This window comes from Corallococcus sp. AB030 (assembly GCF_003668965.1).
Taxonomy (GTDB): domain Bacteria; phylum Myxococcota; class Myxococcia; order Myxococcales; family Myxococcaceae; genus Corallococcus; species Corallococcus exiguus.
This window is the reverse complement of record NZ_RAWQ01000033.1, coordinates 36,657-58,575: the sequence shown is the minus strand read 5'-3', so window position 1 is coordinate 58,575 and position 21,919 is coordinate 36,657. Positions and strand designations below refer to the sequence as shown.

Below are 21,919 nucleotides of genomic sequence, written 5' to 3'. Positions count from 1 at the left end.
GCCGGGGCATGGGCGGCGGGCGCCGGGGCGGATTCTAGGCGCGCGCGGCCGTTCCAATCACAGACACCCTCACAGGAACTGCGGGCAGGGGAAGGGACAGAGGCAGACAGATGGACGCGGACACGAAGCGGGCACCCCCCGTCATCCAGCTCAACAAAGTGGCGAAGGTGTACAAGTCTGGCGACGTGGAGGTGCGGGCCCTGCGTGGCGTGGACTTCACGGTGGAGCCCGGGGAGTTCGTCTCCATCATGGGCTCCTCCGGTTCGGGCAAGTCCACGCTGATGAACATCCTGGGCTGCCTGGACCGGCCCACCTCCGGTGAGTACCTGCTCAACGGCCGCGAGGTGGCCCGCCTGGACCGCGACGGCCTGGCGCGCGTGCGCAACCGCACCCTGGGCTTCGTCTTCCAGAGCTTCAACCTGCTGGCGCGCACCACCGCGCTGGAGAACGTGGAGCTGCCCATGCTCTACGCGGGCGTGCCCTCGAAGGAGCGGCGTGCGCGGGCGAAGGAAGCGCTGGAGCGCGTGGGGCTGGGGGCCCGGCTGGACCACCACCCGAAGCAGCTCTCCGGCGGTCAGCAGCAGCGCGTGGCCATCGCTCGGGCGCTGGTGGGACGGCCTCGCGTCATCCTGGCGGACGAGCCCACGGGCAACCTGGACTCGCGCACCACGGTGGAGGTGATGGCGCTGTTCCAGCAGCTGCAGAAGGAAGGCATGACGCTGGTGCTGGTGACGCACGAGCCGGACGTGGCCGAGTACACCCAGCGCATCGTGGTGGTGAAGGACGGGCGCATCGTGAACGACAGACGCCAGACGCCGAACCCGGCGGTGGTGCCCGCCGAGGAGGTGGGGACATGAACATCATGGAAACACTCGTCCTGGCGCTGCGTGCGCTGTTGCGCTCGAAGACGCGCTCGGTGCTCACCGCGCTGGGCATCATCATCGGCGTGGGCGCGGTCATCGCCATGGTGGCCATTGGCGACGGCGCGAAGGCCAGCGTGCAGAAGGTCTTCGACTCCATGGGCACCAACCTGCTCATCATCCTGCCGGGCTCGTCCAAGTCCGGTGGCGCGCGAGGCGGCTTCGGCAGCCAGCCCACCATCACCTGGGACGACCTGGAGGCCGTGCGCACGCAGGTGGCCAGCGTGCGCGGCGCCGCGCCGGAGATGCGCTCCAACGCGCAGGTGTTCAGCGAGGACCAGAACTGGAACACCAGCATCATCGGCACCACGACGGACTACTTCTCCGTGCGCAGCTGGACCATGGCGAAGGGCGCGCACTTCACGGACGCGGACAACGAGGCCGGCGCGAAGGTGGCGGTGCTGGGCCAGACGGTGGTGGACAACCTCTACGGCAAGGGCTTCAACCCCGTGGGGCAGGTCATCCGCATCAACAAGACGCCCTTCACCGTGATGGGCGTGACGGCGCCCAAGGGCCAGTCGCCCGTGGGCCAGGACTTCGACAACACGGTGTTCGTGCCGGCCACCACGTTCAAGCGGCAGGTGCAGGCGCAGAGCCTGGGCGCGTACATCACCGGCGCGGTGTTCGTACAGGCGGCCAGCGCGGACCTCACGGCCAAGGCCCAGACGGACGTGACGAACCTGCTGCGCGAGCGTCACCGGCTGGGCGAGGACGACGCCAACGACTTCGACGTGCGCAACCTGGCGGAGGTGGCCAGCGGCCAGCAGCAGAGCACGGAGACGTTGAGCCTGCTGCTCGCGGCCATCGCGGCGGTGTCGCTGGTGGTGGGCGGTATCGGCATCATGAACATCATGCTGGTGAGCGTCACCGAGCGGACGCGCGAGATTGGCGTGCGCGTGGCGGTGGGCGCCCGGCCGCGAGACATCCTGGCGCAGTTCCTCATCGAGGCGCTGACGCTGGCGGTGCTGGGCGGCATCATCGGCGCGGCCGTGGGCCTGGGCGTGGCGAAGCTGCTCGCCGCGCAGTTCGGCTGGCCCATGCTGGTCCGTCCTGACGTCGCGCTGCTGGCCATCGTGTTCAGCGGCCTGGTTGGGGTCGTCTTCGGTCTGTATCCGGCGCGCAAGGCGAGCCTGTTGGATCCCATCGATGCACTGAGGTACGAGTGATGCGCGCGCTTCCGTTGACGCTTTCGTTGTGCGTCCTGCCCGTGGTCGCGGGGGCCCAGACGGCCCAGCCCGCCGCCCCGCGGACGCAGGCCCCGGCCGCCCAGGCTCCGGCGACGGCCCCGGCCGCCACGCCGCAGGCCCCGGCTCCGGCAACGCCCGTGACGCCTCCGGCCGTGCAGCAGTCCCTGACGATGTCCGCCGCCGAGGGGCGCGTCATCACCCTGGCGGACGCGGAGGCCGCGGCGCGCCAGTACCAGCCGTCGCTGCGCTCGGCGCAGGCGAGCACCGACGCGGCGTACGCCCGGGTGGACCAGTCCTTCTCCAGCTTCCTGCCGCAGGTGAGCGCCAACGCTGGCTACACGCTGGGCACCAGCAACCGGGCCGTCATCCAGAACGTGCCGGGCAGCGACACCGGCGTGGTGTCCAACTCCACGCGGCGCTTCAGCGGCAGCATCGCCGCCAACCAGCTCATCTACGACTTCGGCAAGACGTCTGGCCGCTACAACGCGTCGAAGGAGTCGGCGGGCGCGCAGGAGAACTCGCAGGAGCAGGTGCTCCAGGACGCGCTGCGGAATGTGCGAACGGCGTACTTCAACGTCCTCACGCAGAAGGCCCTGCTGGGCGTGGCGCGCGAGACGCTCCAGAGCGAGGAGGCCCGGCTCAACCAGGTGAACGCGTCCGTGCAGGTGGGCTCTCGGCCGGAGATTGACCTGCTCCAGCAGCGCACCGCGAAGGCCAACGCGCAGGTGGCGCTCATCCGCGCGCAGAACGCCTATGCCACCGCGAAGGCGCAGCTCAACCAGACCATGGGCGTGGAGACGTCCACCGACTACACCGTGCAGGACGTGACGGTGGCGGCCATCGCGGGCGAGGACGAGGTGCTGGACGCGCTGGTGACGCGCGCGCTGGAGGCCCGCCCCGACGTCGCCGCGCGCGAGCGGCAGATTTCCGCGCAGGAGTCCCAGGTGAAGGTGACGAAGGCCGGCCACCTGCCCTCCTTGAGCGCCACGGGCAACCTGTCCGACGTGGGGGCGAACCCGTTCAACGGCGCCACGCTGAGCGCGCAGGGCGGCGTCCAGCTGAGCTGGGCGCTGTTCCAGGGCGGGCTCGTCAACGCGCAGACGCGCGAGGCCAACGCCAACCTGCGCGACCTCCAGGCGCAGAAGGACGCGCTCCGGCAGCAGGTGCGGCTCCAGGTGGAGCAGGCCCGGCTCAACGTGGTGGCCACGCGCGAGGCGCTCACCGCCGCGGACGAGGCCCAGGTGAACGCGCGCGAGCGGCTGCGGCTGGCCGAAGGGCGCTACCGCGCGGGCGTGGGCAACATCATCGAGGTGAGCGACGCGCAGGTGGCCTTCTCCAACGCCGCCGCCCAGCAGGTGCAGGCGACGTACGACCTGGCCACCTCTCGCGCGGAGCTGGCGCGCGCCCTGGGCACGGTGGAGTTGACCACCCTGGCGTCGCGGTAGCGGCCACGACGCCACTCGGAAGCGGGTGGCGGCGGGGCGTGTATCTGGGCGGCACTGAAAACATGAGCCAACCCTGAAGGGTGGCAGTGGCGGCAGGACGCTTCAGCACCGTAGGAAACGGCGGCTCCAACGTCCTGGGTCACCTCCGGACAAGCCCGTAAACGCGCGGAGATGCACTTCGCGGAGGCTGTTTCCAGAGGGCGCTCCGTCTCAAAAGAGCCATGGGTGTCGGGGTTGCCCGGACTCCGAAAGTCCACCTCCCGCGCAGCGACCCTATGGGTGAACAATGGGAGGCTGACCCGGCAAGTTCTGTCTGTCTGCCTCTATACGTCCTATGCCGTCGGCCAAACGTTTCGGGTCGGCAAGCGAAGGCATGGACAAGAAACTCGCAACCACCATCGGCGCATCGGCACGGGTCGCCCGGGGCCGCATGGAGCTTACGCAGGCCGACGTCGCCGAGCGAATCGACGTGGCCACGGAAGTGTACGGCCGCCTTGAGCGCGGCGGCATGCTCCCCAGCGTCCAGACCCTGCTGAAGCTGTGCCACGAGCTGCACGTCTCCGCGGACGAGCTGCTGGGACTCGCGGCGCAGGGCGCTCCGCCGTCGCGCGCCAGCGAGGCCCCTCCGCCCACGCCGGAGCGTCCGGAAGTGCGCCGGCTGCTGCGCAGCGTGCGTCAGTTGGACCCCGGCCAGGTGAAGCTGCTGGGCCTGGTGGCCAACGCGCTGACGCGGCGGTAGCCACCCTCCACTCCCGCTTCAGAGGTTCGACAGGACGCGATCCAGGTCCGCGGGCCGCACCGGCTTGGTGAGGTGCACGTCGAACCCGGCCTTCAGGGCCTGCTGGTAGGCCTCCGGGTCGCCGTAGCCGCTGAGCGCCACCAGCCGCAGCCCCTGCCCCACGCGCGCGCGCAGCGTCCGGGCCACCTGGAAGCCGTCCATCCCCGGCAGGCCAATGTCCACCAGCGCCAGGTCCGGCGCGTGCTCCAGGGCCAGCTCCACGCCCCGCACGCCGTCCTGGGCCACAGCCACCTGGTGACCCCACAGCTCCAGCAGGTCGCGCATGGACTGGCGCGCGTCCGAGTTGTCCTCCACCAGCAGGATGCGCCGCGCGCGCCGTGCATCCAGGAGGTTCGTCCCGGCCGCCAGGGGGACGCGGTCCGCGGGGAGCAGGGGCAGCCGCACCACGAACTCACTGCCCCGGCCCGGGCCGCCGCTGGTGGCCTCCACGGTGCCGCCGTGCATCCGCACCAGCGTGCGCACCAGGGTGAGACCAATGCCCAGGCCCCCGCGCGAGCGCTCCAGGGACGTGTCCGCCTGGGCGAACAGCTCGAACATGGCGGGCAGCTTCTCCTGCGAGATGCCGATGCCGGTGTCCTTCACCCGCAGCACCGCCTGCGCGCCGCCGTCCACGCCCTCCTGGAACAGCTCCACGGTGACGCTGCCCTCGTCCGTGTACTTGGCCGCGTTGTCCACCAGGTTGGTGAAGACCTGCTCCAGGCGCGTGGCGTCGCCCTCCAGCCACAGCGGCGCGCGCGGCAGGTGGACCTCCAGCTTCAGGCCGCGGGCCTCCACGCGGGGGCGCAGGATGGCGAGCACCTGCTGGAAGGTCGCCGTGAGGCTCACCGGCTCCGTCCGCAGCTCCACCTTGCCCCGGGTGATGCGGCTGACGTCCAGCAGGTCATCCACCAGCCGCGCCAGGTGGTGCGTCTGGCGCTGGATGATGCCGTGCATCCGCGCTTCCTTGGTGTCCGAGGGCCCCTTGCGCTCCAGGATGCCAATGGACGTCATGATGGCGGCCAGCGGGTTGCGCAGCTCATGGGCCAGCATGGCCAGGAACTCGTCCTTGCGCCGGTCCATTTCAATGAGCTGATCCGTGCGCAGCCGGGCCTGCTGCTCCGCGTGGCGCAGGCGCAACAGCGAGCGCACCGTGGCGATGAGCTCCGAGGGTTCGTAGGGCTGGGTGAGGTACGCGTCCGCGCCGCCCTCCAGGCCCTGCACCTTCTTGTCCGGCGTGACGAACGTCGCGGACGTGTGCATCACCGCGATGGAGGCCGTGGCCGAGTTGGCCCTCAGCCGCGCGCAGACCTCATAGCCGCTGATGTCCGGCAGCTTCACGTCCAGGACGATGACGTCCGGGCGGTGCTCCTCCGCCATGAGGAGCGCCGCCATGCCGGTGGCCGCCTCCAGCACGTGGTAGCCGGACATCTCCAGGATGCGGTTGACCAGGTAGCGGTTGGCCTCGTCGTCGTTGACGTTGAGGACCGTTGCCAGACGCGACTCCTCAGCCACGGGAGCTCCCCTCGCGCAGCTCCCGGTTCCCCAGCCCCGCCTTGGACAGTGCGTCGCGGATGCGGGTGATGGCCACCTCGCGGCTGAGCGTGTGCTTGGCCAGGATGGCGGACGTCTCGCGCGCCAGCCGCTGGCGCTCCGGCTCCTGCAACTGGTGGGAGGTGTGCAGGATGATGGGGATGTCGCGCGTGCGCGGGTCCGCCTTCAGTTCGTCCAGCACGTCGAAGGCGGTGATGTCCGGCAGCACGAAGTCCAGGAAGATGAGGTGCGGGGCGTGCTCGCGGGCGATCCTCACGCCTTCGCGGCCGTTGGCGGCCTCCAGCAGTTGGAACTGCGTGTCCTTGAGCAGCTGCTTGAGCAGGTAGCGGTGCACGTCGTCGTCGTCGATGATGAGCACCCGCTCCACCGGCCCGGTGCGCGCCATCGCCGTCAGCTTCTTCTGCAGGCGCACCTCGTCCACGGGCTTGAGCCAGAACTCGTCCGCGCCCAGGGCGCGCGCCTTCTGCTCGCGGTCCGTCACGGTGACGACGAGGACGGGGATGTCGCGCGTCTGCTCCCCGTTCTTCATCTCCGCGAGGAAGTTCCAGCTCGTCTCGCCCTCCAGCATCACGTCCAGCACCATGGCCGCGGGGCGCACGCGCTGCATCGCCTTGCGCGCTTCCTCCACGCTGCGCACGGGCAGCACCTGGAAGCCGGAGCGCGCCAGGTACTTCTCGTAGAGGAAGAGCGTCTGGCGGTCGTCCTCCAGCACCAGCACCGGGGCGCGCGAGGGGTCCAGCGTCTCGCTGCGCTGGGTGAGCCCCGTCATCTCCGACACCTCCGGGTGGACGCGCGGCAGGGTGATGAGGAAGGTGGCGCCTTCCCCCAGCTGGCTCTTCACGGTGAGCGTGCCGCCCAACAGCTCCGTCAGCTTGCGCGCCAGGGGCAGGCCCAGGCCGGTGCCCTTCACGCGCCGCTGCAGGGGGCTGTCCACCTGGATGAACTCCTCGAAGACGCGGTCGTGGTTCTCCGGCGCGATGCCGATGCCCGTGTCCTTCACGGAGAACACCACCGTGTCGCGCGGGCCCCGGGCCGCGGACACCGTGACGGCGCCGGACTCGGTGAACTTGAGCGCGTTGGAGATGAGGTTGCGCAGCACCTGGCTGAGCTTGGCCTCGTCCGTCTCCAGCTCCAGGGGCTCCGCCGACTCCTCGAAGTCGAGCGCCACCGTCGAGTCCGTCGCCAGCAGGGGACGCGTCATGCCGCGCATCGCGCTGATGAGGTCGGACGCGACGAAGCGGGTGTGGCGCAGCGTCGTCTTGCCGGACTCCACCTTGGACAGGTCCAACAGGTCGTTGACCAGCTCGAAGAGCGCCTCCGCGGAGCCGCGGATGAACTGGACCTGCTTCTCCTGCTCCGGCGCGAGGCTGCCGTTGAGCGGGTTGAGCAGCACCTTGGACAGCCCGAGGATGGAGTGCAGCGGCGTGCGGAACTCGTGGCTCACGTTGGCCACCACGCGGCTCTTGATTTCGGACGCGCGCTGGAGGCTCTCCGCCTTCTCATCCAGGGCTGCGTGCAGGGTGCGCACGCCCTTGTTGGATTCCTCCAGCTCGCGGTTGAGGCGGGCCAGCTCCTCCGCGCGGCGCTTGAGCTCGTGCTGTTGGCGCTCCGTCTCGCGGTGGAGCGCGGACAGTTCGCCCAGCGTGGTGCTCACCTGGGTGAGCGCGGTGCCGTAGTCCTCCGGCACCAGGCTGCCCACCAGCGCGATGCCGCCCTCGTGCGGCCGGGCGCGGAAGGCGAACGTCGCGGGCTTGTGGTGGCTCTGGAGGATGAGCTCCCAGCTGTCCACGGCCTCGTCGCGCGCCTGCACGAGCAGCTTCTCGACCTTGCTCTCGCTGCCGTGGCTCGCCAGGCTCTGCAGCGTCTGGCCGGGCTTGACGTCCAGGAGGCGCGCGGCGCGCTCGTCGCGCCAGACGATCGTGCCTTGCGCATCACAGGCCAGAGCCAGCTCGCGGCTGAGGGATTCGAAGATCCCGGAGTCGCGGTCCTCTTCCTTCATCATGAGTGGGTCTCCTCCCACGAATCGGGCGTCCGCGCGAGCAACGTCCGCGCTTCAGGGGGGCCGTCCGCCAGGGCCGCCTCCAAGGCGTCCAGGAGGTGGGGAAGGGTCAGGGGGGACAGTCCCCGTTGGGGCCAGAAGCCCGCGTACCACTGCAGATGGGCGTTCCACAGGTCCGCACGACCCAGGGCGAGCGCATCCGAGAGATAGGACAACTGGAGCCGCACCTCTTGTTCCAGGCGGGGGCGGCTTCCGGAGGGAAGCGGGCCCTCCGTGCGCCGGACGACCACGCTGATGATGGCGGCGGCGTCCGACTCCACGGCGTGGGCGGGGCCGTCTTTGTACCGCAGGGCCTGTCGGGCGGAGTGGACGTAGGTGTGGGGCAGGGAGTCCGGGCCGAAGCCCTCCGCCTGGAGCGCGTGGGCGAGCCCGTCGAAGTGCTGATCCAGGTGCAGCGAGCACATGCCGCGCGTGACGAGCAGGGTGCGCAGCCAGCGCGCGTAGTCCTCGATGATGGCGGGGCGCGCAGCGTCCAGTGCCTGCACGAGGTAGCGCACGTGGAAGACGGCGTCCTCGTCACCGAAGCGGCGGGCGCGCTGGATGCCGTAGCGCGCGGCCCAGAACGGGTCTTCGTACAAAGCCTGAACAGAGTTGGATGCGAGGAACGCGGTCCGCGCTTCCACCTGGAGGCTCACGTGCGGCATGGCGTCAGACCCCCAGGAGGCGGCAGGCGGAGGCGACGAGCTCGCGGACGCTCTTGCCGAAGAAGGACACGGCCAGTTCGTCCTCGAGGACGGGGCCCCAGTCGAAGGCGAGCCCACCCACGGCGATGGGCAGGGACGGGGAGACTTCACGCACCTTGCGCACGGCCTCGCGGACCTGGGGCATGTGGAAGGGCATGGAGACGGAGAGGGCCAGGAGGTCCGGCGGGGACTCGCGCACCATGCGGGCCAGGTGATCCGCGGGCACGTTGGCGCCGAGGAAGCGCACGTTGAAGCCGGCCATCTCCAGGAAGTCGCTGGCCATGCGCGCGCCCACTTCGTGCAGTTCGCCCTCCACGCACGCCATCAACACGACCTTGTCGTTGGACGGGTCGCGGGGCAGGTGGCGGTACAGGTGGGCCAGGACGTACTGGGAGATGGCGGTGGCCAGGTGTTCCTGGGCCACGGAGATGACGTTCTCCTGCCAGAGCCGCCCGATTTCGTACTGGGCCGCCTGGATGACCTCCAGGTGGAGCTCCTGGAGTGGCACGCCGCACAGCAGGCCCTCGTCCACGAGCAGGCGCAGGGCCTCTTGCCGGTTTCCGGAGAGCTGCGCGGACAGATACCGCGCCCGCAGCGAGTCGATGGCAGGGGTCGATTGGAGCACGGGAGCGGGAGGCGGACGGGGCAGGGTAGAGATGTTCCAACTTCCGTTAAACCCCGGAGCGTTCTCCCTCTTCCGTAAGTGAACAGTCCCCTGTCCTGTGGATCGAACGGTCGCTTTTCTGCTTGCAGGTCAAGCGGACTCGCGAGTGGGTCTTGCGGCCTGAACGCGCTTTGCTGGAATTCATGCTTGGCCGCTCTTGCTGGTCTGGTTGGAGCCTCGTGGCCGGTCTGGGCCTGTTGGTGGGCTGCTCGGCTCCGCACCTGGCTTGATGCGCGCACCTAGCGGCTGGATGCGCTGTAGGAAGGCCGGATGCGAGGTCGGATCATGTCGCTGAAGACTGTTGCGTTGGTGCTGGGACTGCTGGGCTGCGCCCGGAGGCCCGAGCCACTTTCGGCGCCAGTGCTTGAAGACCGGACCGTCCGCTTCCCGGTCTCCTCCAATGCCGACGCGGGCGTCATCCTGGCCGGTGTGCCGGTCGTGCTGGATGGCGAGACCCTGCGTGCATTGTCGATTGTCTCGCGGGACCTGTTCCCGATGGGGAGCGCGGCGACGTCCTGTGACAGTCGGCCGGAGTCCTACACGTACCGGGTGCTCCGGCAGGACGGCCTGCTCTTCGTCTTCGTGGACGAGAACCCCGCAGCATGTGGACGGAGGTTTCCGTCGCTCGACTCCGGCGCGAAGTACGCCCTTCGCCCGGACGGGCGCATCCTCCGGCGCGTCGTCGACGGCGTGGACGCGGATGACGACCTGCGGGGCGTGATGCTTCCAGATGGTGGCGTGCAGACCGTCCTCGTGCCCCCGAGCCAGGGCTTGCTTCCGGGGGACGCAGGAGAGTGAGGGCCATGGGTGGGCGGGTGTGCTCCGCTCGCCCAGGTCGGAGCTGGCGGGCGGACGTGCTGGCTTCCTTTCCTGGCCCGGGGTGGCCCGGGTGGGGGGAAACGGGGTAGGCACGCCGCTTTCGTCAAAATGCCGGTGACAGGTTTTCGGGGCACCGGTGTTCCCCTGGTCCAACCGGGAGGCGCGTGCGGTGTCCGTCGATGTGGAGGCCTATTACCGACGCTATGGCCCCCAGGTGCTCCGGCGCTGCCGCTTCCTGCTGCGCGAGGAGGAACAGGCCGTGGACGCCATGCATGACGTGTTCGTTCAACTGCTGCGCTACCAGGCCGCGCTGAAGGACGCCGGGCCCTCCAGCCTGCTGCATCAGATTGCCACCCGCGTGTGCCTCAACCGCCTGCGCGGCTCCAAGCGGCGCCCCGAGGACCGCGACGATGAGCTGGTGCTCAAAATCGCCGCGTCCGGCGACACCGAGGCGCGCACCGCCGCCCGGGGCCTGCTGGACCGACTCTTTGGCCGCGTCCCCGCGTCCAGCCGCGACATCGCCGTGCTCCACCTGGTGGACGGCATGACGCTGGAGGAGACCGCCCGCGAAGTGGGCCTGTCCGTGTCCGGAGTGCGCAAGCGCCTCCGGGCCCTGTCCGCTGTCCTGCAGGAGCTGGAGGCCGCATGACGTCCCCCCACCGCACCCCAGACTGGCTGCTGGAGCGAATCGCCCTGGGGGAGCTGCCCCCGGACGAGCTCGCCGCCGCCCGCGACCGCCTGTCCCGCGAACCCGATGGCCCCGCGCGCCTCGCTGCCCTGGAGGCCGACTCGCGTGCCACCCTGGAGGCCCTGCCCCCCGACCGCGTCGCCCGCGAGGTGAAGGCCCGCTTCGCTCGCGCCGACTCGCCCGCCGCGCCTCGCGCCGAGGCCTCGCCATCGCGCCCTTCCTGGCGCTTCCTGCCCGCCCTGGTGCCGGTGCTCGCCGCCGCGACCCTCGTCGTCCTCGTCCGGCCGGGGGCGTCGTCCCAGGAGCAGGAGGCGCACAATCCGTGGACGGGCACCGGCGGCACTCCCGGCGTCCTGGAGCCCACGCGCAGCAAGGGACTCCAGCCCCGGCTCGACGTGCACCGCCAGGTCGGCACCCGCACCGAGCACCTCACCGACGGCGCCCCCGCCCAGGCCGGTGACGTGGTGCAGCTGTCGTACACCGCCGCCGGCCACGCCCAGGGCGTCATCCTCTCCGTGGACGGCCGGGGCACCGTCACCTCGCACCAGCCCGCGCTGGGAGACACGTCCGCGTCCCTGGAGCGCAGCGGCACGCACCTGCTGCCCCGCGCCTACGAGCTGGACGACGCCCCCGGCTTCGAGCGGTTCTTCCTCATCACCTCGGACACCCCCTTCGAACTGGAGGGTGTGATGGCCGCCGCGCGCGTGCTCGCCGCATCCCCCGAGGCGCGCACCGCGCCGCTGACCCTGCCCACGGGCCTGGGGCAGACCTCCTTCCTGCTGGAGAAGCCCTCCCCATGAGAGCGCTCGTCATCCTCCTGTTCGCGCTGGGCGCGGCCACCTCCGCCCACGCCGCCGAAGCCACGGCCGTGCGCCGGCTGGCCCTGCTCGTGGGCGTCAACGACGGCGGCCCGGAGCGCGTGCGGCTGCGCTACGCGGAGACCGACGCGAAGGCCTTCTCCACGGTGCTGTCGGAGCTGGGCGGCGTGCTGCCCCAGGACCGCGTGCTCCTCACGGACGTGGACCGCGCGGGCGTGCTCGCCGGCTTCGACCGCGTGCGCCGCCTGGCGGAAGGCGTCCGCACCGCCGGGGCCCGCCGCGTGGAGGTGCTGCTGTACTACTCCGGCCACTCGGATGACGAAGGGCTGCTGCTCAAGGGCCAGCGCCTGGACTACGGCGAATTGCGCCGCTCTCTGGAGGGGCTGCCCGCGGACGTGAGAATCGCGGTGCTGGACTCGTGCGCGTCCGGCGCGTTCGCGCGCAAGAAGGGCGGCGTCTCGCGGCCCGCGTTCCTGGTGGACTCCGCCATCCAGGTGAAGGGCCACGCCATCCTCACCTCATCCAGCGCGGACGAGGCGTCGCAGGAGTCGGACCGGCTGGGCGGTTCGTTCTTCACGCACCACCTGCTGTCCGGCCTGCGCGGCGCCGCCGACGTCACCCACGACGGCCGCGTCACCCTCACGGAGGCCTACCAGTTCGCCTTCCACGAAACGCTCGCGCGCACCGAGCGCACGCAGGGCGGCGCGCAGCACCCCAACTACGACATCGAGCTGGCGGGCACCGGCGACCTGGTGATGACCGACCTGCGCGCCACCACCGCGGGCCTGGTCCTCACCGAGCCGCTGGAGGGCCGCCTGTACGTGCGCGACGCGGTGGGCACGCTGGTGGTGGAGGTGCAGAAGCAGTCCGGCCGCGCCACCGAGCTGGGCCTGGCCCCCGGCGCCTACCGCGCCCGGCGCGAGTGGGACGGCGGTGTGTCCGAAGCGGCCTTCACGCTGAAAGAAGGCATGCGCACGCCGCTGTCCCCCGGCGACTTCCTGGGCGTGGGCCACGAGGCCACCGTGATGCGCGGCGGTGGCGGCGGCATGGCCCTGTCCCCCCAGGGCCGCACGATGCTTCCGGTGAACCTGAGTCTCGTGCCGAGCATGAGCACCAACACGCTGCGAGCAGGCCGCGCGCAGGTGGAGAACCGCTTCGCGCTGGGCGTCGTCAACGGCGGCGCGGCGCTGGGCGGCGGGCTGGCGTTGGGGCTCGCGGGCAACGTGTACGACGCGGAGGTGTCCGGCCTGTCCATGGCGCTGGGCTTCAACACGTCCGGCGGCGACGTGGACGGCGGGCAGCTGTCGCTGGTCACCAACGTGGCGGGCGGCGCGGTGCGCGGTGCCCAGGCGTCGCTGGGGCTCAACGTGACCAACGGGGACGTGGACGGCATCGGGCAGCTGGCCCTGGGCGCGAACGTCGCGCGCGGCGCGCTGGGCGGTGTGCAGGCGGCGCTGGGTGCCAACGTCACCACCTCGGACGCCACCGGGCTGCAGCTGTCACTGGGTGTCAATCACGCGAACGGCACGATGAAGGGCGTGCAGTTCACGCTGGGCGTCAACTCCGTGGCGACGGCCGCGCGCGGCATCCAGGGCTCGGTGCTGCTCAACCACGCGCCGTCCCTCACCGGCATGCAGCTGGGGTTGATCAACGTGGGCGGTGACGTGTCCGGCATGCAGCTGGGGTTGATCAACGTCGCGGACACGGTGCACGGCATGCAGCTGGGCCTGATCAACGTCTCCGACGAGGTGAACGGCGTGCCGGTGGGCCTGGTGTCCTACGAGAAGAAGGGCCAGCTGCACCTGGAGGTGTTCGGCAGCGACGTGCAGCTCACCAACCTGGCGCTGAAGTTCGGGGGCAAGCACTTCTACACGACGCTGCTCGCGGGCATTGGCCCGGATGACCGCTTCCAGCGCTTCAGCCTGGGCCTGGGACTGGGCGGGCACATCCCGCTGGGCTCGCGCTTCTGGGTGGACGTGGACGTCGCGGCCAGTCAGGTGCTGTCCACGCGAGACCCGTTCTCCAGCGCGTCCAACAGCCTGCTGTCGCAGGCGCGCGCCATGCTGGGCTTCCAGGTCATGCCCCGGCTGGCCGTGTTCGCGGGCCCTACCTACAACGTGGCGTTCACCTGGGGAGAGCCGGAGTTCGCGAAGCTGACCACGCTGCCGGTGCGCTCGCACGTCATCAACGCGGACACGCGCATGCAGCGCTGGCCCGGCTTCCAGGTGGGCGTGCGGCTCTGAGGCTTTGGAATCCGGCCGGGGCCGCGCAGGACGCGGTCCCGGTGGGAAGGGGCGCGCTCAGCCGACGATGCGGGTGGCGCGCAGGACGATGGCGTCGCCACCGGGGCCGGCCTTCAGCCGCTTGTCCAGCGAGCCCTCCACCTTGAGGCCGGGGCCGCCCTTGGAGGCGCGCTGCATGAGCTCACCCAGCTTCGCGTCGTCCCCGCCCGTGACGGCGGTCAGGTCGATCTCGTGGAGGGACTGGAGCTTCTTGTCCGGCGCGTCCGCGCTGAACAGGTCGTAGTGGTCGCAGGGCGGCGCGAAGCAGCGCTTCCCGTTGTCCTTGACGATGTAGACGGTGCTGGTGGTCATGGTGGCGTCTCCGGGTGAGGGGGTGGGGGCGGCCGTGCCGGGCTCGTTGGCGGCTCCCGTGGGCGCGTCCACGTCGGTCCGCTTCAGGTCGGCGGGGGCCTCCGCGCCGGACACGTCGCTGGAAGGCTGCGCGGTGGGGGACGAGGGCGTGCTGCACGCCACCGGGCCGAGTACGAGCACGGCGGACAGGAGCAGGGAGCGGGCGTTCATGGCGACTCCGGGAAGGAGAACGGGGGTGCCCTCCTACAACGCGGGAGGGGCACGGCCGGGTCCACTCTGCCCGGCCGCGCGCCCGCCCACCAGGGCAACAGGGGCCTTTTTCCTGCATGTCCCACCTGGACACCCGGACAGTCCGGAACCGGGCGGAGCATGCCCATTAAGGGGTGCCAAGACGGTGGAAGGGCCCCCCCGTTCGTTGTACACCCGCGCCCCAAGAGATCGGCCTCCGGGGCCGTGACCTGTAAGGACGCCCACGATGGAATTCCGCATCGCCGCCGACGAGCTGAAGAAGGCCCTCTACCGCGCCCAGGGCATCGTGGAGCGCAAGACGACGATGCCCATCCTCGCCAACGTGCTGCTCACGGCGAACAAGGGCAGCATCACGGTCACGGCCTTCGACCTGGACATCGGCATCGTGTCCGAGCACCCGGCGGACGTGTCCAAGCCGGGCGCCGTCACCCTGAGCGCGAAGTACGTCTTCGACATCGTGCAGAACCTCCCGGACGCGGAGGTCACGCTCAAGAAGCTGGCGAACAACTACGTCGACATCTCCTCCGGCTCCGCGCACTTCAAGATCGTCGGCATGGCCGCCGAGGAGTACCCGAAGCTGCCCAAGGAGGAGAACGCTCCCCTGGTGCAGATCTCCGGCAACGTGCTGCTGGAGATGATCAAGAAGACCCAGTTCGCCATCTCCAGCGACGAGACGCGCTACATCCTCAACGGCGTCTTCTTCGAGCCCCAGTCCAGCGGCAAGGTTCGCATGGTGGCCACGGACGGCCACCGGCTGTCGCTCATCGAGCGCGAGATGTCCGGCGACTTCAAGCTCAAGAGCGGCGTCATCATCCCGCGCAAGGGCCTGATGGAGCTCAAGCGCCTGCTGGACGAGGCCCCGGACGCGGAGTGCCACCTGGGGTTCGCGGAGAACTCGGCGCTGTTCAAGAAGCCGGGCCTCACCATGGTGATGCGCCTCATCGACGGGCAGTTCCCGGAGTACCAGCGCGTCATCCCCAAGGAGGGCGAGAAGGTCGTCCTCGTGCCCAAGGTGCGCCTGCTGGAAGGCCTGAAGCGCATCGCGCTGCTGTCCGCGGACAAGAGCAACGCCATCCGCATCGGCCTGGAGAAGGGCAAGCTGCTCATCACCGCCAGCAACCCGGACCTGGGTGAGGCGCGTGACGCCCTGGACGTGGACTACCAGGGCAACGACATCACCATTGGCTTCAACGCCCGTTACCTCATGGACGTCCTGGGCGTGACGGAGACGGACGAGGTCAGCTTCGAACTGGGTGACGAGCACAGCCCGGGCGTGCTGCACGGCCCCGGCGACCGCAGCTTCACAGCCGTGGTCATGCCCATGCGCGTCTGAGCCGACACAGTCGTCCAACTTCCCACGTCGGCGGGACGTCACCGTTCCAAGTCCGACGCTCCGCGCCATGGGGAGGCCTGCGCCCGGCGCGAGGGGCCCTTATGATGAGGGCGTGGCCACCCGTCCAGACGACCTGAGAGCGCGGCTGGAGGACCGGGCGGACCTCCTGGAGGCCACGCGCCTGCGCTACCGCGCACTCAAGGGCGTACTGGAGTCCTTCTTCTGGAAGGACCGGATCCGCAACCACTTCGAGCTGCTGCGCGAGGTGGCCGCCGACCAGCCGGAGGTGGACGCGACGCTGGCCGCGATGAGGCGCCGCGTGGAGGCGGAAGGCTGGCCACCCAACGCCGCCCCCGTCCGGTTGATGCACGAGGTGGAGCGCCTGCGAGAGGCGGTGGAGCGCGCGGCCGAGAAGCGGCTGTCCGCCAGTGCCTCCCCGGGTTCCGACGACGAAGACACCGCGGAGGAGGACGGCGGCCCCACCACGCTGGGAGAGCGGCTGCTGCGCCTGGAGACGAAGGTGCTGGACGCGGCGCCATTCCTGGGCGGCCGCGTCTGGGCCCAGGCGGTGGAGCTGTTGCCGCGCAACCTGCCGGAGCTGCGCGCCGCATGCGCCGCGGGCGAGGTGTTCGAGCGAGTGTTCATGCGCCCGGTGACGGAAGGGGCGCCGGCCTTCTCCGACGATGAGGCGCGGGAGCTGGCCCGAGCGCTGCCGCTGGGCGCCGCCGCGCTGGTGGCGCTGTGGGAGCGGCTGGAGCGCTACGACAGCCGGGGACGGGTGAAGGACTTCCTCCAGCGGCGCATGCGGCGAGCACCGACGCGGGTGGCGCGCAGTGGGCCGGAGCTGCTGTTGCACGCGGCCTTCTGGCACGACGTGGCGCGGGTGCGGGTGCGCGCGGTGCTGGAGGCGGAGCTCGCGCCGGTGGTGCCGCGCGAAGCGGAACTGCCCACGCTGCTGTCCTGGCGGGCCGCACTGTCGGAAGACCCGGCGCTGCGACTGTCCGCGCGGAGCGTCTTCACGGAAGGGCGCGCGGGGTTGGTGGAGACGGCGGCGGCGCTGGCGGCCCTGTCTCGCGAGCGGCCCCGGGGCGCGTGGAGTGAAGAGGTGGCGTGGTCGCGGCTGGAGCAGGCCGCGATGAGGGCGCGCGCGGAGGAGGGGACGGAGGCGGAGGCCCTGCGGGACGCCCTGCGCCTCTTCGTGATGCTGCGAGGCCAGGCACGCACACCCGCGCGGCTGTTCTCGCCGGAGCACGCGAAGCCCGCGGGGGGCGACGTGGCTCGGAATGGGGACCTGGTGGCGCTGGTGCAGGCGGCGCGGCACGCGGCGCTGCGGCAGGGCGGCTGAAGACAGACACCGGTTTGAGGGGGGCGGAAGGCTTCTGTTAGGTTGGGTGGGCCCGTTTCCCTTTCTCTGTCGCAATCCCCGCCCATGACCCAGCCTGTTCCTCCGCCGTCCGATGACGCGGCGTCGCTCCAGTTCGACCGCGCCGAGTTCACCGAAGCCCCCTCGGCACCGAAGTGCTCCGTCTGTCAGCGCGCCATCAAGAGCGTGTATTACGACCTGAACACGCGCCTGCTGTGTCCCGCGTGCCGCGAGGACGTGGAGGCGGCGATGACGGGCGGCTCGAAGGCGAAGCGCTTCCTGACGGCGTCGGTGTTTGGCTTTGGAGCGGCCATCGCGGGGGCGCTCCTCTACTGGGGGGTGGGACTGACGGGCTACAACATCGGCCTCATCGCCATCGCGGTGGGGTGGATGGTGGGGACCGCGGTGTTCAAGGGCTCGGAGTCGCGCGGCGGCTGGGTCTACCAGGTGTTGGCGGTGGGGCTGACGTACTTCGCGGTGGCGGCCTCGCTCGCGCCGGATGTCTACAAGGAGCTCACGACGCAGCCTCCGGCCGAGGTGGCCACCGACGCGCCGGCGGAGGAAACGGAGGCGGTCTCCCCCGCGGTCAACGTGGTCCTCGCGGGAGTGATTTCCGTGGCTGCGCCGGTGCTGGTCGGAATCAACAGCCCCCTCTCCGGGCTCATCTACGGCTTCGCGTTGTTCGAGGCGTGGCGCCGCACGAAGCGGACGGAGCTGAACATCGCGGGGCCGTTCAAGCTGGCGGAGGCGCCGGCCGAGGGTGAAGCCGCACCGGCGGAGCAGGAGCGGTCCGTTGGCTGAGGCGCTCGCGGTATCGCTCCTCACGCAGCGGTGTGAGGGGTGTGGTTCGGAGCTGGCGCCCCGGCTGCTCACGTGTCCGTCGTGCCGGAAGCTGGTGCACGGGAAGCGACTGACGCAGCTGGCGGCGGATGCGCAGGCGGCGTCGCAGCGGGGCGCTCCGATGGAGGCGCTGGCGCTGTGGCGCGAGGCGCTGGAGTTGTTGCCGCCGGACACGGCGCAGCACGCGCAGGTGACGGCGCGGGTGACGGCGCTGAGTCAGCAGGCGGATGCGCTGGGGTTGGCGGCGCCGCTGGCGGAGGCGGAGCGCAAGCGTTCGGGGATGCCGAAGGTGTTGGCCAGCATGGGCGCGGTGGGCCTGATGCTGTGGAAGTTCAAGTTCGTGCTGGCGCTGCTGTTGGGCAAGGGGAAGCTGCTGCTGCTCGGGCTCACGAAGGCGAGCACGCTGTTCTCCATGCTGTTCGCGGTGAGCGTGTACTGGACGGTTTGGGGTTGGCGCTTCGCATTGGGAGTGGTGGCCTGCATCTACGTGCACGAGATAGGGCACGTGGCGGCGCTGCGGCGGCTGGGCATGAAGGCGGACGCGCCCATGTTCATCCCGGGCCTGGGGGCGTTCGTGCGCCTGAAGCAGAATCCAGTGGATGAGCGCGAGGATGCGCGCATGGGGCTCGCGGGGCCCATCTGGGGCAGCGTGGCGGTGGTGGTGACGTTGGTGGCGGCGGTGCTGACGGGGTGGAAGGTCCTGGGCGCCATCGCGCACTTCGCGGCATGGATGAACCTGTTCAACCTGGTGCCGGTGTGGCAGCTGGATGGTTCGCGAGGGTTCCGGGCCCTGGCGCGCCAACAGCGGTGGCTGGTGGTGGCCGTGGTGGGCGCGACGTGGTTCGCCACGGGAGAGAACATGCTCCTGCTCGTCGGAGGGGTGGCGGCATACCGAGCCCTGCTCACGCCTTCGTCGGAGAAGGGCGACCTGCGCACCCTGGTGGAGTTCATCGCGCTGGTGGTGGGCCTGGGCGCGCTGGGCTGGGCCGCGCAGCACTGGACGGGAGCGACGGCGAAGCTGTGAGAAGACTCCTGCCAATGTAATTCCCACGGTCTCCATCGTTTCCCTGGTGAGAGAGGGAGATTCAACGATGCTGACCGTGGCGCAGGCATTTGAAAGGTTCATGCAGTCCCTCGAATTGCGCGAGGGTGAGGAACGCGAGGCGAAACGGCAGGAGCGTCAGGTCTTCGACGCCGTGCGCCGCCATCTCGGGCCCAAGGAATCCATCCTCTCTGGGTCCTATGGCCGGAACACGGCCATCCGGCCTCTCCACGACATCGACCTCTTCCTTATCTTCCCAGGGGGAAATGGAAGGGGAGAGCCGCTCTCGCCCGAGGCGTTCCTGCTACGCGTGAAGCATGCGCTCGAGGCGGAGTTTCGCGGCAAGGAGGCGCGCTTGCAGAACCGCTCGGTCAATATTGACTTCACGGGGACGGGCATCGGTTTCGATGTGGTCCCTGCAATCGAAGACCCGAGGCAGCGAAACCTCTACCACATCCCTGATCTGGACAGGGACACGTGGATCCTGAGTGACCCCCGTCGTCATCAGGCGATCTGTGACGCCGCGAACGAGCGCGCGAAGAAGAAGCTGAAGCCGCTCATCAAGGCCGTCAAGCGCTGGAATCAGCAACAGGGCCGGCCGGCGCGTTCCTTTCAGCTGGAGGTCATGGCCTACGAAGGCATCGCCACCCTGCCACAGGGAGCCAGCTATGCAGAGGGCATGGCGCACCTGTTCAAGTTCATGAGCGGGCGCGTCGAAGAGACGTGCCTGGAGCCGGCGGGGATTGGGCCTCCCGTCAACGCTGGAATCAGCCAGGGAAAGCTCCAGCAGGCCCAACAACGGCTTTCAGGGGCGTTGCGCCAGGCGGCCTGGGCGCTTGAGCAGGAACGCAGGGGGCAGATGGCTTCGGCGAACGAGGTCTGGCGCGAGCTGTTGGGACCCGACTTTCCGGTGAGGTAGATGCCATGCCCCTGCCGCGCGAGCTGACGCTCCAGTTGTTGCGTTCAGACAATCCCGACCAGGCGTATGCCTTCAACGGCAAGTCGCAGGGCTATACCGCAATCGACATGAACGGTCGGCCCGGACACGCCGTGCTTCCTTGGGACAAGGTGGCATCCGTGCAGCAAGCCTTGACTCGGTCGCACATGACGGAGGTAGAGCAGGTCCAGGTGGGGACGCTGCTGCGTGAGTTTCTAGAGGGGGCCCTGAAGAATCTGGGAGGCTGGGCGGCTTACGAGGCGGAGTTGCGCCGGGCCGAAGCCCAGGGGGAACCCGTACTGCTGCGGCTACGGCTCAGCTCGGTGGAACTATTCAACCTTCCTTGGCCCTTGACCCGGCTCTCGGACCAGCGCCGGCTGGGAACTCTCAAGTCCTGTGTCATCGCGTTGGAGTGGGTCGGACAGCCTCGCTTTCCGTCTCCAGGGACAGAGCCTGGGAGAGTGTTGTTCGCTTGGTCGGACGCGGGCGGACCCGTTGGTGATGGTCAGCACCTGGATGCTCTACGGCGTGCCTGCCCTGATTTCGACTCACGCGTGGATGAGTGCCCGGGCGTGAGCCTTGCGGCGCTCCGGGAGCGTCTCGATACCGCAATGCATGAAGGCAGGCCGTACCGGATCCTCCACCTTCTCTGCCATGGGACGAGGCTGGGTGAAGGGAGCTATGGGCTGGTTGTGTCGGATCCAGCTTGCGGTCAGAGGCCAGTGCCCATTGGGCTACACGCCCTTCCGGACCTGCTGGGCGGTGCGCATGCAGCCAACCTCCACGCGGTAGTTGTGAGCGCCTGCCACAGTGGGCATCCCGGAGAAATGGGGAGCATGATTGGAGGCGTTGCGCTGCCCCTTCATCAGTTGGGGATTCCAACGGTTATCGCATCCTTGATGCCCCTCTCGGTGGCGGGCTCAGTGGCGCTGACAGGTGCGTTCTATCGGGAGCGCTGCCAGCAGAAGCGCTCCCTCCAGGAGGCCTATCAGGCTGCACTGGCAGCGCTTCCAGCCGGCTCGCTCGATTGGGCTTCGCTCCAGTTCCTCGTGTCCCCTTCGAAGGAGCCTGAGGTGGCGGAGGGCCAACGCGTGCTCTTTTCCGACAAGGAGGGGCTGCCCATGGAGTTCTCAGGTGATCTCTCCCTAGCGTACGAGCTGAACTACAACGTTCCATCGTCCACGGTGCAGCGAGCACTGGGGGCAGGCGCAAGGGCCGCCCAGGACGTTCTGGTCCTTCAACCGCTTGGCAAGGTGGGAGAGTTCCTGCCCTCTTCCCCCGCTGAATGGCGCAAGGCTCTTCACCGCGCGGAGGCACTCACTGAGGCCCTGGGACCCAGGACTTCCCAGGTTCATCTCTTCGGACGCGCGCCCCTGCCCTTGATGTTCCACCTGGGGTGGCGTTTGAGCCAGATGGGTCTCAAGGTCTACCAGCCGCGAAGAGCGGGGAGTGATGAGTGGAGCTGCTACTACGACTCGGGTAGGACCGTTCCCCTGCCAATGGAGCCGTACTTCAAACAGGAGCCCTGGCCGACTCCGGAATCCTGTCACGAAGCCGGGGGCCGCTTGGCCATCTCCGTGGAGGTATCCCTGCCTGTCATCGAAGCGGACCTCGCTCGCTGGCTAGGGCATGAGCGACCTCCAGTCCTCCTTCGCCTCGTCGTCGCTGGAGGACCCTCCCAGACCGCGTTGAAGGGACCCGACGACTCCGCCCGGGCAATGGATGAGTTCTGGCACTGCCTGGAGCGCATCCGGGAAACACTGCCCCAGGTACAGGAGATCTGGCTGGCAATGGCCTGTCCGGCCAGCCTCGCGGCGGCCCTGGGGCGTGCCTACAACCCGAAATCACAGCCCCGCCTCAGGCTCTTCAACTTCCGGAAAGGGCCCGAAGGGTACGTGGAGCTGCCCTGGAACCCGCAAGAGGCCCCGAAGAAGCGGCGGCGATGACCC

19 protein-coding genes are annotated in these 21,919 nt (G+C 69.6%); 14 read left to right on the top strand and 5 right to left on the bottom strand.

Annotated elements, in window-relative coordinates:
* Nucleotides 1–110 precede the first annotated feature (110 nt).
* The 4 genes from D7Y15_RS11385 to D7Y15_RS11370 all read left to right on the top strand — a co-directional run bounded on the left by D7Y15_RS11385 (nucleotide 111) and on the right by D7Y15_RS11370 (nucleotide 4,291).
* Complete coding sequence (locus D7Y15_RS11385; protein WP_120596566.1) at nucleotides 111–857, top strand: ABC transporter ATP-binding protein; 747 nt, start codon at nucleotides 111–113, stop codon at nucleotides 855–857.
* Nucleotides 854–2,086, top strand: a complete 1,233-nt coding sequence (locus tag D7Y15_RS11380; RefSeq protein WP_120580989.1) for an ABC transporter permease — start codon at nucleotides 854–856, stop codon at nucleotides 2,084–2,086. The genes D7Y15_RS11385 and D7Y15_RS11380 overlap by 4 nt, the downstream gene beginning before the upstream one ends.
* Entirely contained in the window at nucleotides 2,086–3,552 is a 1,467-nt protein-coding gene (locus tag D7Y15_RS11375; RefSeq protein ID WP_121752565.1) for a TolC family protein, read from the top strand. The genes D7Y15_RS11380 and D7Y15_RS11375 overlap by 1 nt, the downstream gene beginning before the upstream one ends.
* 373 nt (nucleotides 3,553–3,925) lie before the next feature.
* The gene (locus tag D7Y15_RS11370; RefSeq protein ID WP_120580991.1) at nucleotides 3,926–4,291 is read left to right on the top strand and encodes a helix-turn-helix transcriptional regulator; all 366 of its coding nucleotides are present in this window, start codon (nucleotides 3,926–3,928) and stop codon (nucleotides 4,289–4,291) included.
* An 18-nt stretch (nucleotides 4,292–4,309) separates the two neighbouring features.
* Here the strand turns inward: D7Y15_RS11370 and D7Y15_RS11365 are convergent, their stop codons facing one another.
* From D7Y15_RS11365 to D7Y15_RS11350, 4 genes are read right to left on the bottom strand one after another with little or no spacing between them, the layout of a single operon-like run.
* Complete coding sequence (locus D7Y15_RS11365; protein ID WP_120580992.1) at nucleotides 4,310–5,842, bottom strand: response regulator; 1,533 nt, start codon at nucleotides 5,840–5,842, stop codon at nucleotides 4,310–4,312.
* Nucleotides 5,835–7,883 carry a hybrid sensor histidine kinase/response regulator gene (locus D7Y15_RS11360; protein WP_120580993.1) on the bottom strand — a complete coding sequence of 683 codons (2,049 nt, stop codon included), beginning with the start codon at nucleotides 7,881–7,883 and terminating at the stop codon, nucleotides 5,835–5,837. Before D7Y15_RS11360 ends, D7Y15_RS11365 begins: the two co-directional genes overlap by 8 nt.
* The gene (locus D7Y15_RS11355) at nucleotides 7,880–8,584 is read right to left on the bottom strand and encodes a hypothetical protein (protein WP_121752564.1); all 705 of its coding nucleotides are present in this window, start codon (nucleotides 8,582–8,584) and stop codon (nucleotides 7,880–7,882) included. The genes D7Y15_RS11360 and D7Y15_RS11355 overlap by 4 nt, the downstream gene beginning before the upstream one ends.
* A gap of 4 nt (nucleotides 8,585–8,588) precedes the next feature.
* The gene (locus D7Y15_RS11350) at nucleotides 8,589–9,248 is read right to left on the bottom strand and encodes a B12-binding domain-containing protein (RefSeq protein ID WP_121752563.1); all 660 of its coding nucleotides are present in this window, start codon (nucleotides 9,246–9,248) and stop codon (nucleotides 8,589–8,591) included.
* A gap of 309 nt (nucleotides 9,249–9,557) precedes the next feature.
* Here D7Y15_RS11350 and D7Y15_RS11345 point away from each other — a divergent pair, with 309 nt between their 5' ends.
* From D7Y15_RS11345 to D7Y15_RS11330, 4 genes are all read left to right on the top strand, one after another.
* Nucleotides 9,558–10,085, top strand: a complete 528-nt coding sequence (locus D7Y15_RS11345; RefSeq protein WP_121752562.1) for a hypothetical protein — start codon at nucleotides 9,558–9,560, stop codon at nucleotides 10,083–10,085.
* 190 nt (nucleotides 10,086–10,275) lie between these two features.
* Complete coding sequence (locus D7Y15_RS11340) at nucleotides 10,276–10,755, top strand: RNA polymerase sigma factor (protein ID WP_121752561.1); 480 nt, start codon at nucleotides 10,276–10,278, stop codon at nucleotides 10,753–10,755.
* Nucleotides 10,752–11,594, top strand: coding sequence for an ActD-like protein (locus D7Y15_RS11335; protein WP_120577934.1), 843 nt, complete (start codon nucleotides 10,752–10,754; stop codon nucleotides 11,592–11,594). Before D7Y15_RS11340 ends, D7Y15_RS11335 begins: the two co-directional genes overlap by 4 nt.
* Entirely contained in the window at nucleotides 11,591–13,855 is a 2,265-nt protein-coding gene (locus D7Y15_RS11330) for a caspase family protein (RefSeq protein WP_121752560.1), read from the top strand. Before D7Y15_RS11335 ends, D7Y15_RS11330 begins: the two co-directional genes overlap by 4 nt.
* 57 nt (nucleotides 13,856–13,912) lie before the next feature.
* On the opposite strand, the gene D7Y15_RS11325 is transcribed toward D7Y15_RS11330, so the two are convergent.
* Nucleotides 13,913–14,416 (bottom strand): DUF6748 domain-containing protein, encoded by a 504-nt coding sequence (locus tag D7Y15_RS11325; RefSeq protein WP_121752559.1) that lies wholly within the window; start codon nucleotides 14,414–14,416, stop codon nucleotides 13,913–13,915.
* Nucleotides 14,417–14,681: 265 nt separating this feature from the next.
* Here D7Y15_RS11325 and dnaN point away from each other — a divergent pair, with 265 nt between their 5' ends.
* From dnaN to D7Y15_RS11295, 6 genes are all read left to right on the top strand, one after another.
* On the top strand, nucleotides 14,682–15,788 hold the full coding sequence (dnaN, locus tag D7Y15_RS11320) for a DNA polymerase III subunit beta (RefSeq protein ID WP_121752558.1): 1,107 nt from the start codon (nucleotides 14,682–14,684) through the stop codon (nucleotides 15,786–15,788).
* A gap of 112 nt (nucleotides 15,789–15,900) precedes the next feature.
* Nucleotides 15,901–17,133, top strand: a complete 1,233-nt coding sequence (locus D7Y15_RS11315; RefSeq protein ID WP_233604899.1) for a hypothetical protein — start codon at nucleotides 15,901–15,903, stop codon at nucleotides 17,131–17,133.
* 84 nt (nucleotides 17,134–17,217) lie between these two features.
* Nucleotides 17,218–17,952 carry a hypothetical protein gene (locus D7Y15_RS11310; RefSeq protein WP_120577939.1) on the top strand — a complete coding sequence of 245 codons (735 nt, stop codon included), beginning with the start codon at nucleotides 17,218–17,220 and terminating at the stop codon, nucleotides 17,950–17,952.
* Entirely contained in the window at nucleotides 17,945–19,015 is a 1,071-nt protein-coding gene (locus D7Y15_RS11305; RefSeq protein WP_121752556.1) for a site-2 protease family protein, read from the top strand. The genes D7Y15_RS11310 and D7Y15_RS11305 overlap by 8 nt, the downstream gene beginning before the upstream one ends.
* Nucleotides 19,016–19,082: 67 nt before the next feature.
* Complete coding sequence (locus D7Y15_RS11300; RefSeq protein ID WP_120577941.1) at nucleotides 19,083–19,952, top strand: nucleotidyltransferase; 870 nt, start codon at nucleotides 19,083–19,085, stop codon at nucleotides 19,950–19,952.
* Between the two features lie 5 nt (nucleotides 19,953–19,957).
* A complete protein-coding gene (locus D7Y15_RS11295) occupies nucleotides 19,958–21,916 on the top strand; it encodes an SAVED domain-containing protein (RefSeq protein ID WP_233597121.1) in 1,959 nt (652 codons plus the stop codon).
* Nucleotides 21,917–21,919: the final 3 nt, after the last annotated feature.